The sequence below is a fragment of the Thomasclavelia cocleata genome, from assembly GCF_900102365.1.
In the GTDB taxonomy this organism is placed as follows: Bacteria; Bacillota_I; Bacilli_A; order Erysipelotrichales; family Coprobacillaceae; genus Thomasclavelia; species Thomasclavelia cocleata.
Genome location: NZ_FOIN01000069.1, coordinates 1 through 6,807, shown reverse-complemented (window position 1 = coordinate 6,807; position 6,807 = coordinate 1). Strand labels below are relative to the sequence as shown.

Genomic DNA, 6,807 nt, shown 5'->3' with positions numbered 1-6,807 from the left:
AAATGGAATATTTACTGGTGTGTACAGGATATAATTTAAAGAAATATCATAAATATAGATTAAGAGAAACGAAAAAACAGCAGATAAATTAGTGATAATCAATGATAACTCGAAGAAAAGTCACATTGAAAAGAGGAGTTTTAGCAGATGATACCCTCATTGCGCTCAAAAACAGCCAAAATAACATAAAATATTATTAAATATCGTGAGAGTTGCAATTATAGCAGGTAATTGCATTTTATTTTGCAGAAAAAAAGCTGAACGAATTCAACTTTCCTTTTAAAAAGTTATTTCGTTACAGCCCCTTTATTCATAATCAGCTACATAACCACGATTATCCAATTCTAATTTAGTAACTTGCCAATCTTTAATTAAATCACCAAGTTCTTCCTTAATTCTAACTACACCCATTTTATCTTCACCACGAATAACTGCCATAATTGTTGGTCCAGCACCTGATAAATAAGCTCCTAGAACTTTCTCATCTTTTTCTAATACTGCCATAATTTCATTAAAACCACTAATTAAATCTCCACGATAAGGCTGATGCAAACGATCTTTAAATCCTAATTTAAGACCTTCATCATAACCATTAATCAATGAAGCAACCATCAATGCTAAATGAGATACATTTTTTATTGCATCACTACGTGGTAAAACCTGTGGCAAAACCGAACGTGACTGCTCAGTCGATAATGTAAATGGAGGAATCAATGTCACAAAACGATAATCATGTTTAACTGGTATATTTAATGTTAGGACTTTGTCTTCTTCCATAACTGATACAGTTAAACCTCCAAAAATTGCTGGAGCAACATTATCAGGATGTCCTTCAATCGCTGTTGCTAATTCAAGAATTGCTTGACGATCTTCAACTTTATCTTTAAAAGCAAAAGCACCAACGATTCCTGCTACAATACATGTCGAACTGCTTCCTAAACCACGAGTATATGGAACATCTCCACTACATTCAATATTTACCCCATGATAATCTAAACCACAAACTTTAGCTGCTCTTTTAAAAGCTTGATAAGTCATATTTTCTTCATTACAAAATTGCTTAGGGCATCCTGTAATATTGATCCCTTGATTGGATAACTCAAAGGTGAAAGTGTTATACAAAGTAAGTGCTAATCCAGCTACATCAAATCCTGGACCCAAGTTAGCACTAGTTGCAGGTACTTTAACTTTTACTTTCATGTCAGCCTCCTATAATGCTTCAATTTCAGATTTTATAAAACTAATAATTTCTGTTTTATCAATAGCTTTTTTATGCAGGATTTCGCGTTCTTTAATTCCTGCCAATGCTTTAGGAATAGGAACTCCTGTTTTTTCATTTAATTTATTAATTGCACTATAAACATCAAGTTCTTCACCATAAATTGCTTGATATACAGATTCTGGGAATTTATATGGTGAAGCTGTAGATAGTAAAACTGTTTTTGTATTATCACCAGTATCTTTTTGATATTGTTTTAGTACACCATAACCAATCGCTGTATGAGTATCTAATAAATATCCTGTTTCATTAAAACATTCTTTTATAGTACCTAAAACCTTATCCTCACTTAAATACCCTGCTTTAAACTGATCTTTGATTCTAACAAAAATTTCCTCATCTACCTCATAAATACCTTCATGATTTAATTTATCCATATAACCACGAACTTTTTCACCATCACCATCAGCCATAAACCATACAAGCCTTTCAAGATTGCTTGAAACTAAAATATCCATTGCTGGTGCATTTGTTTTATAAAACTCACGGTTAGCATCATACTTACCTGTAGTAAAAAAATCAGTTAAAATATTATTTTTATTTGATGCACAAATAAATTTATTAATTGGAAGTCCCATTAATTTGGCAAAATATCCTGCTAAACAATTACCAAAATTACCACTAGGAACACAGAAATTTATTCTATCCCCTAAATTAATTTCATTATTTCTTACTAATTCAAAATAACTATGGAAATAATAGACAATTTGAGGAATTAGTCTCCCAACATTAATTGAATTAGCAGATGATAAAAATACATTATGCTTATCACTAGCAGATTTCAACTCTTCTGAAGCAAATGCTTTTTTTACTGCTGATTGTGCATCATCAAAATTACCATGAATACCAATAACTTTAACATTATTACCAGTTTGACTAACCATTTGCTGCTGTTGAATTGCAGATACCCCATCTAAAGGATAAAAAACTTTAATACATGTTCCTTCAACATCTTTAAATCCTTCTAATGCTGCTTTACCTGTATCACCACTAGTTGCTGCTAAGATCATTACTTCTCTTTGTTCATCTAATTGCTTTAATGATAATGTCATTAAATAAGGTAATAATGACAATGCCATGTCTTTAAAAGCAGCAGTTTGTCCATGAAATAATTCAGCTACATAAACATCACCAGCTTTTTTTACTGGAACTACGATTTCTGGGAACAGCCCCTTACCATAGGCATTTAAACAAGCCTCATGAATCAATGTCTTTCCATCTTCAGGAACAAAAGTACTTAAGACTTCTGTAGCTAAGTCAACATAATTTAATTTAAATAATTCTTTTAAATCTACTTTTGCAAAATCAAAATTCGGTACTAACAGTCCCCCATCTTCCCCTATTCCTTGAACAATTGCTTGATAAAAATTAATTTCTTTTTGAAGATTACGAGTACTTATATATTTCTTTTCCATTGTTTATCCCCCTGTTTGATTTAAATTATTGTATACAATTTAATTAGAGAAGTCAATACATTGTTATTATAACATAATTAGACAAAATAACTGTGATTATTTCAATTATTATTGTTTATCATTGACTATTGTATACAATCATGTTAATATGTCATAAATTAGGAAAATGGAGGACTGGACATGTTATCTATGGGCATAAGTTTAACAATTACGATTACTAGTAATTCTATTATTACGCCTATTAAATAATAAACGGTTCTAGTATTTATTAAATATATAAGGGCCTTTATTTAAAGGTCTATTTTTATTATAAACAGGGGGATTATGAGATGAAAATCGGAATTATCGGATTAGGGACTGTTGGTTATGGGGTAGTAGAAATTCTAACTAACGAAAAAGAACGTCTATCAAAAGCCATCAATGAAGAAGTAGTAATTAAATATGGTTGTGGATTAGAAGAAATTGATTTACCTGACGGAATTATTTATACTAAAGATTTTAATGTTGTTATTAATGATGATGAAATTGATGTTGTAGTAGAGTTAATAGGTGGAACTACTATTGCTAAAACAATTATATTAGATGCAATAAATAAAGGTAAACATGTTGTTACTGCAAATAAAGCTTTACTTGCTCATAATGGTAAAGAGATTTTTATGGCTGCCAAAGAAAATAATGTTCATATATTTTATGAAGCTAGTGTTGGTGGCGGGATTCCTGTATTAGTTAGTCAAAAAGAGAGCTTAGTAGCAAATAATACTAAAGAGATTATAGGAATTTTAAATGGTACAACAAATTTTATCTTAACTTTAATGGAAAATGAAAATTTAGATTTTGATGAGGCTTTGACCATTGCTGATGGCTTAGGCTACGTTGAAGCTAATCCTGCTTTAGATTTAGATGGCATTGATGCAGCCCATAAAATATGTATCTTAGCTCAAAATGGATTTAAAAAATTTATTGATTTTGACAAAATCAGTGCTACAGGTATTCGTGATGTTACAAAAATTGATATGGACTATGCAAAAAAATTAGGCTATCGTTTTAAAATGATTGCACAAGCAAAAGAAATTAATGATGGTATCGGAATTGATGTAGCTGCTACACTAGTTAGTAAAAAAGAACTAGTTGCAAATGTCATGGATGCATATAATGTAGTAGAAATAGATAATGATTATGTTGAAAATGTAATTTACTATGGTAAAGGTGCTGGGCGTTATGTCACTGCTTCTGCAGTAGTTAGCGACATCATCAAAACTTCTCAAATAGAAAGATGGTCTCATGATTATGAAGATTGTACAAACATCTATCCAATTACCAAATCTAAATATTATCTTAGAGCTAGTAAACCATTAGATGTTGACTATGAAATGTATTTTACAGAAAAACGTGATCATATATACATAACTCATGAAATTGAGTTAGCTGATTTAACAACAGTATTAAATGATGAAGAATACACAATTTTTAAAGTGAGGGGATAAGATGAACATAATTGTCCAAAAATTTGGAGGAACTTCTACTCGTTCAAGAGAATCACGTTCAATGATGTACAACAATATTATCCGTGAGATTAACAATGGAAATAAAGTAGTAGCTGTTGTATCTGCTATGGGACGTTATGATGATCCCTATGCAACTGATACCTTACTATCAATTGTTAATACTAAGCAATTGACTGATGAAGAAATTGATCGCTTAACTAGTATTGGAGAAACAATTTCTACTTTAGTATGTAAAAGTGAGTTAGCTACACTAGGTTATCGTGCAGCTACCATTACAAACTCTGAATTAGGTATTGTTACTGATTCAACGTTTAACAATGCTACAATTAATAAAGTAGAGGGTAAAGATATTCTTGAAAAATTAAAATATGCTGATATTGTTTTTTGCCCTGGTTTCCAAGGTCATTCAGTGCATGGCAAAATTACTACTCTTGGTCGTGGTGGAAGTGATCTATCAGCAGTAGCTATCGGTGTAGCTATTGATGCTAGCGAAATAGAAATATATAGTGATGTTAATGGTATCTATACTGCAGATCCCAGATTAGTACCTGATGCTATTAAATTAGATTGCATAAGTTATGCTGAAATGTTAGAACTGGCTAAAAATGGTGCAAAAGTCTTAAATCACCGTTGTGTTCAGTTAGCTGCTAGTCATAATATTGCTATTCATGCCCGTTCGTCATTTGAAGATATAAACGGAACATATGTTATAGGAGATGATCGCATTATGAAAGAAAACTTAAATCAATTAATTATTTCTGGTATTACTGGTTCACAAAATGAAGCTCGTATTACATTAGTAAAAGTTGATGCAACAAATAACAGTGCAGGTAGTCTATTTGAAAAAATTGCTGAAGCTGGTGTTAATGTCAATGTTTTTAATCAAGCTTTAGTTGGGGGCGGAAGAATGGATATCTCATTAGTAATTAGTGACACTGATGTCCCAACAGTTGTTGATATTATCAATGATTTGAAACCACAGTTAAACGCTGATCGTATCATTGTACGTGGAAATATTGGTAAAGTATCTGTTATTGGTGTTGGAATCAAAAATAATCGTGGAATGTTCCAAAAAGCATATAATACATTAAATAATAATAGTATTAATGTAGAAATGACATCATGTTCAGAAATAAATATCTCTTGTTATATTGATCGTGATGATGTAAAAAGAGCGCAAATCTTATTGCATGAAGCGTTTTTAGGAAAGGAAAGATAAAAAAATGAAAAAATATAAAATTGCTATTGTAGGAGCTACTGGAGCTGTAGGAAGAGAAATGCTTAGATGTATTTTTCAATTTAATTTTCCATTTGAAAGTATTAAATTATTAGCATCAGCTCGTAGTGCAGGAAAAATTATTGAATTTGAAAACAAAAAATTTACAGTCGAAGAATTAACTGAAGATAGTTTTAAAGGAATTGATGTAGCATTTTGGTCTGCAGGAGGAAGCATTTCTGAAAAGTATGTTCCATTTGCAGTTAAAGCTGGTTGTATAAATATTGATAACACAAGTCATTTTAGAATGGATCCTAATGTTCCTTTAGTAGTACCAGAAGTAAATGGTGAAGCTTTAAGAAATCATAAAGGAATTATTGCTAATCCTAACTGTACTACTATTCAAATGGTTAGTGCTTTAAATCGTTTAAATGAATATTTTGATATTGAAAGAATTATTGTTTCTACTTATCAAGCAGTATCTGGAGCAGGTGTTGCAGGAATGGAAGAATTATATCGTCAATCTCAAGAAGTTTTAGAGGGTAAAGAACCAGTTGCTAAAACGCTACCATGTGCTAGTGATAAAAAACATTTCCCAATTGCTTTTAATTGTATTCCACAAGTTGATAAATTTGATCTAGATAATCATTTTTCTAAAGAAGAAATGAAAATGGTTAATGAAACTAAAAAAATCTTTAACAAAGATATCAAGGTTAATGCTACATGTGTAAGAGTACCTGTACTTCGTGGACATTCTGAATCAGTATATATTGAAACTAAAAAACCAATTGATATTGATAAAGTATTTGAACTATTAAATAATTCTACTGGTGTAGAGCTATATGATGATCTTGAAAATCAAATTTATCCAATGGCTAACTTATTTGTTGGTGATGAATTAGTACATGTTGGACGAGTTCGCAAAGATTTAGACAATCCTAATGGATTAAGTTTATGGGTTGTAGCAGATCAATTAATGAAAGGTGCTGCTTATAATTCAGTTGATATTGGTCTAAAAATGATTGAAATGGGTCTTATATAATAAAAGGAACTTTGTAAATACAAAGTTCTCAGGCTGTTGACAAAAGATGGTATAAAAACTAGTTTTAAAGTTCTTATACCACCTTTTTTTGTTTTTGATTTATTATTTATTTCTTTTTCTTTATATATTTCACTTTTATTGCCCTTTTTTATAAAAACTGGCCTGTCTTTCCATAGCCATCCTGCCATCTTTCTTAAATTATGGCATGCAAAAATAAGCTCTCCCTGATGTTTGTTTTTCCTCAGCCCCCTTAATCGTGTAAATCTTAAATTATGTTTTTCCTTGCACTCTCCAAATACACGTTCTATACTCTCTTTTCTAATTCTATATATCTCTTTCCATTTATCTGT

The 6,807-nt window shown here is 30.8% G+C and carries 6 protein-coding genes; 3 read left to right on the top strand and 3 right to left on the bottom strand.

The window, feature by feature from the left end; translation table 11 throughout:
* Nucleotides 1–306: 306 nt before the first annotated feature.
* Both thrB and thrC read right to left on the bottom strand, forming a co-directional pair.
* The gene (thrB, locus tag BMW96_RS13545) at nucleotides 307–1,200 is read right to left on the bottom strand and encodes a homoserine kinase (protein ID WP_092357057.1); all 894 of its coding nucleotides are present in this window, start codon (nucleotides 1,198–1,200) and stop codon (nucleotides 307–309) included.
* 9 nt (nucleotides 1,201–1,209) lie between these two features.
* A complete protein-coding gene (gene thrC, locus BMW96_RS13540) occupies nucleotides 1,210–2,694 on the bottom strand; it encodes a threonine synthase (protein WP_092357054.1) in 1,485 nt (494 codons plus the stop codon).
* 329 nt (nucleotides 2,695–3,023) lie between these two features.
* Between thrC and BMW96_RS13535 the strand changes: the two genes are divergently transcribed.
* From BMW96_RS13535 to BMW96_RS13525, 3 genes are read left to right on the top strand one after another with little or no spacing between them, the layout of a single operon-like run.
* Entirely contained in the window at nucleotides 3,024–4,178 is a 1,155-nt protein-coding gene (locus BMW96_RS13535) for a homoserine dehydrogenase (RefSeq protein ID WP_092357051.1), read from the top strand.
* A gap of 1 nt (nucleotide 4,179) precedes the next feature.
* Nucleotides 4,180–5,418 (top strand): aspartate kinase, encoded by a 1,239-nt coding sequence (locus BMW96_RS13530; protein WP_092357048.1) that lies wholly within the window; start codon nucleotides 4,180–4,182, stop codon nucleotides 5,416–5,418.
* A gap of 4 nt (nucleotides 5,419–5,422) precedes the next feature.
* Nucleotides 5,423–6,457, top strand: coding sequence for an aspartate-semialdehyde dehydrogenase (locus BMW96_RS13525; RefSeq protein WP_092357045.1), 1,035 nt, complete (start codon nucleotides 5,423–5,425; stop codon nucleotides 6,455–6,457).
* Here the strand turns inward: BMW96_RS13525 and BMW96_RS14580 are convergent.
* Nucleotides 6,406–6,807 (bottom strand): transposase (locus BMW96_RS14580; protein WP_244881328.1); only part of this gene is annotated, 402 nt, incomplete at its 5' end. The genes BMW96_RS13525 and BMW96_RS14580 overlap by 52 nt on opposite strands.

Bases quoted from the DNA above. Each gene is read 5' to 3' on its own strand.
- BMW96_RS13530 (WP_092357048.1), top strand. From the start codon at position 4,180: ATGAACATAATTGTCCAAAAATTTGGAGGAACTTCTACTCGTTCAAGA.
- thrB (WP_092357057.1), bottom strand. From the start codon at position 1,200: ATGAAAGTAAAAGTTAAAGTACCTGCAACTAGTGCTAACTTGGGTCCA.
- BMW96_RS13525 (WP_092357045.1), top strand. From the start codon at position 5,423: ATGAAAAAATATAAAATTGCTATTGTAGGAGCTACTGGAGCTGTAGGA.
- thrC (WP_092357054.1), bottom strand. From the start codon at position 2,694: ATGGAAAAGAAATATATAAGTACTCGTAATCTTCAAAAAGAAATTAAT.
- BMW96_RS13535 (WP_092357051.1), top strand. From the start codon at position 3,024: ATGAAAATCGGAATTATCGGATTAGGGACTGTTGGTTATGGGGTAGTA.